Origin of the sequence: Photobacterium sp. OFAV2-7 (assembly GCF_022347985.1) — a bacterium.
In the GTDB taxonomy this organism is placed as follows: Bacteria; Pseudomonadota; Gammaproteobacteria; order Enterobacterales; family Vibrionaceae; genus Photobacterium.
Genome location: NZ_JAKRFQ010000641.1, coordinates 1 through 3157, shown reverse-complemented (window position 1 = coordinate 3157; position 3157 = coordinate 1). Strand labels below are relative to the sequence as shown.

The 3157-nt window shown below is 43.9% G+C and carries 2 protein-coding genes; both read right to left on the bottom strand.

All coding sequences use genetic code 11. The annotated features are described in order from the left end of the window. The coding region (locus MHN01_RS22250; RefSeq protein ID WP_239413508.1) for a cache domain-containing protein at nt 1–806 on the bottom strand (806 nt) is incomplete at its 3' end. A 431-nt stretch (nt 807–1237) separates the two neighbouring features. Beyond that, the gene (locus MHN01_RS22245; RefSeq protein WP_239413506.1) at nt 1238–2785 is read right to left on the bottom strand and encodes a sodium:alanine symporter family protein; all 1548 of its coding nucleotides are present in this window, start codon (nt 2783–2785) and stop codon (nt 1238–1240) included. Nucleotides 2786–3157: the final 372 nt, after the last annotated feature.

The window sequence follows — 3157 nt, the reverse complement described above, 5'->3', positions numbered from 1 at the left end:
GATTTATTAACACCTACGTACAAATACCATTTTTTACCGTCAACCAGCGGGATATCTGAAAAATACGCACGTTTGTCGACTCCGGCCCACTGATAGTCAGCCGCACCTGATCCCATCGCAGCCATTTTCTGCTCAAGGTCTGGGATATCAAAATAAATACCGAGTTCATCACTTGGATCCGTCGAGGCCAGTTGAGTAAATTCTTCGCTGAGAATCAGAATAACAGCACCAGGAAAATGCACGCGGCGGATCGTTTCATTAAGACTGCTTAGGGAAACATCACCGACAACCACCCCCTCGCGGCTGATTGGCGTAGCAATACTGACCATTAAGTCACCTGTGGTCGCATCATTGTAAAAGTCAGTCAGAATGGTGCCGTTCTTCGCCAGTGCCTGCTTATACCAGTCTCGTGTACGGGGGTCATAATCGCGCACATCAAACACACCATTATCACCGCCTGAATCACCAAATGCCCTACCATCGCTGTAACCGGCAGTAAAACTGGCGAAGCTAGCCGCTTTGGTGATCATCTTGGCCACTTCGACATATTCACTGTCTGAATGCTCTTGCTGATAGAAAGCTCTGCTTGACTCCAGCGCATCCACGCCTTTTTGCATAGAGACTTCTATCTCTCGTTTGGCGCCCTCAACGATGAGCCGAGACTTCTCTTCAATTGTCGCTATTTTATCTTGTTTGAAATTGTTGTAAGACAGCCAATTGGTGATCGACAGAGCAACCGCAACCAATACAGCAACTGTCATGATGATGCGTTGCTTGAAACCAATACGTTGTAATGAAAGGTGCATGATCTACGTCTTATATGCTTAAAGTTGAATACGAAATATCTGTTCACTTTAGAGTCTAAACACGCAGAATAGGAAAGTGGAGAGTTAATAAATTGACATTTCTATCTGTTTTTTGACGCTGTGAAAAACTAATCTAGTTCGTTTCTTGGCACAATATCAAGCAATTTAGAGTTTATTTCCAGGATATTCCTTTTTTACCTCACGCTTTTGCAACAAGTTCAACACCAGGCTTATGCAATCGTTTATTCAAGCAATGAAAAACTATGTATCCGAATTGCATATCAGCTCAGACGCTTTAATTTCCGCCAAGATTGAAATCTGTGATAGTTATCACTCGAAGTATGTGTAATAGGTATAGATGGCTTAATAGAGACTAAACAAAAAGGGTTAGCGCTAAGCTAACCCTTTACACATTTCAGTAGATGATTCTGTTAAGCTGTCGGTTTAACCGGCTCGCCATCAACATCTTCTGGCTGAGCTGCTGGCTTACCTGATGACTTCAAGCGTTTTTCCCAGTAGTCAGCATTTTTGATACCAAGCTTCACAGGGTCGAAAGTAAACTCTGTTACACCCGCTTTCTGTTGCGCTTCGTAATCATTCAGCGCTTTCAGAGCAGGCTTCGACAAGAAGAAGATAATCAGAATACCAACAATGTTCAACCATGCCATCAGGCCTACACCAACATCACCCATTGCCCAGGCAAGGTTCGCCGCTTTTACTGTGCCGTAGAATACAGCGACAGTCAGGACAATTTTCAGAACAAACATCATGCCAGGCAGCTTCAGTGAGCGGCGGATATAGGCGATGTTAGTTTCCGCGATGTAGTAGTAAGCAAGAATCGTTGTGAAGGCAAAGAAGAACAGAGCAAATGCGATGAACGGTTTACCGATACCTGGCATTGCACTTTCGATAGCCATCTGAGTGAACACAGGACCGTTGGCACCAATATCAGCAGCCAGGTTCTGTACCAGGAATGTACCTTCTGCACCACCGTGAACGTTGTAAGCACCAGTGATAATAATCATGAATGCTGTAGCAGAACATACTAGCAGTGTATCGATGTAGATAGAGAACGACTGAACCAAACCCTGCTGTGCCGGGTGATCAACGTCTGCCGCTGCCGCAGCGTGAGGACCTGTACCCTGACCGGCTTCGTTCGAGTAAACACCACGCTTAACACCCCAGCCGATTGCAGCACCAACACCAGCCATAGGTGTAAATGCGTCACCGACAATCATGCCGAACACGGTTGGAACAAGATCGATGTTCAGAAGAATGATGATGAAGGCAATGATGATGTATGCCAATGCCATAAACGGAACAACAATCTGGGTAAAGCTGGCAATACGCTTAACACCACCGAAGATGATGAACGCCAGAATAATCGAGATAACAGTACCTGTTACGATTTTCGCCAGGCTGATAGTACCGATTGTTGTTTCAATCATGCCACCTGTACCGAATGCAGCTTCAACCGCATTACCGATACTGTTTGACTGAACACCCGGTAGAAGCACACCACAAGCGAAAATAGTCGCAATAGCAAAGATCCATGCATACCACTTTTGACCCATTGCTTTTTCGATGTAGTAAGCCGGACCGCCACGGAACTGACCGTCTTCGTCTTCTTCTTTATAAATCTGCGCCAGAGCAGATTCACTGTATGCAGTCGCTGCGCCCAGGAAGGCAACAACCCACATCCAGAATACAGCACCTGGACCACCAAAACCGATTGCTGCAGCAACACCTGCAATGTTACCGGTACCAACACGTCCAGACAAAGAAACGGCTAGTGCTTGAAAAGAGGAAATACCTTGCTCTGAACTCTTACCGGATAACAGTAGGCGCCACATTTCTCTGAAGTGACGAATTTGAACAAAACGAGTAGCGATGGAATAAAACAAACCAGCACCCAGGCACAAATAAATCAGTACGGGGCTCCATATTATTCCGTTTAGAAAATCTACTAACGACTGCATTAAAATCTCCCTGTCTTATAGATTATGGTTAATGCGTGGGCAGTATAATAAGCAGATTGTAAGCTAAATGTTAAGATTTTTATTTCATCAGTCAATTAAGCGTGAGCAACAGCACAGAACAACAACATTAAATTAACAACCAGTGAATTTATCCCTATGCCATAAAATGCATGGTTATTTATACTGCAAGAAATGACTTCATCCCCTTGTTTGCCAACCAATAAGAAGGCAAACAAACCAATATTTATGTTATTGATCACAGATTTAGCAGGATGATAAAGCAGATAAATTCACTATCCTTATCAAAGCTGCACATTTATTAACCAGCAAATGGCAGCACGTTTACTATGTGTTTTATATTGAATAAGTTTT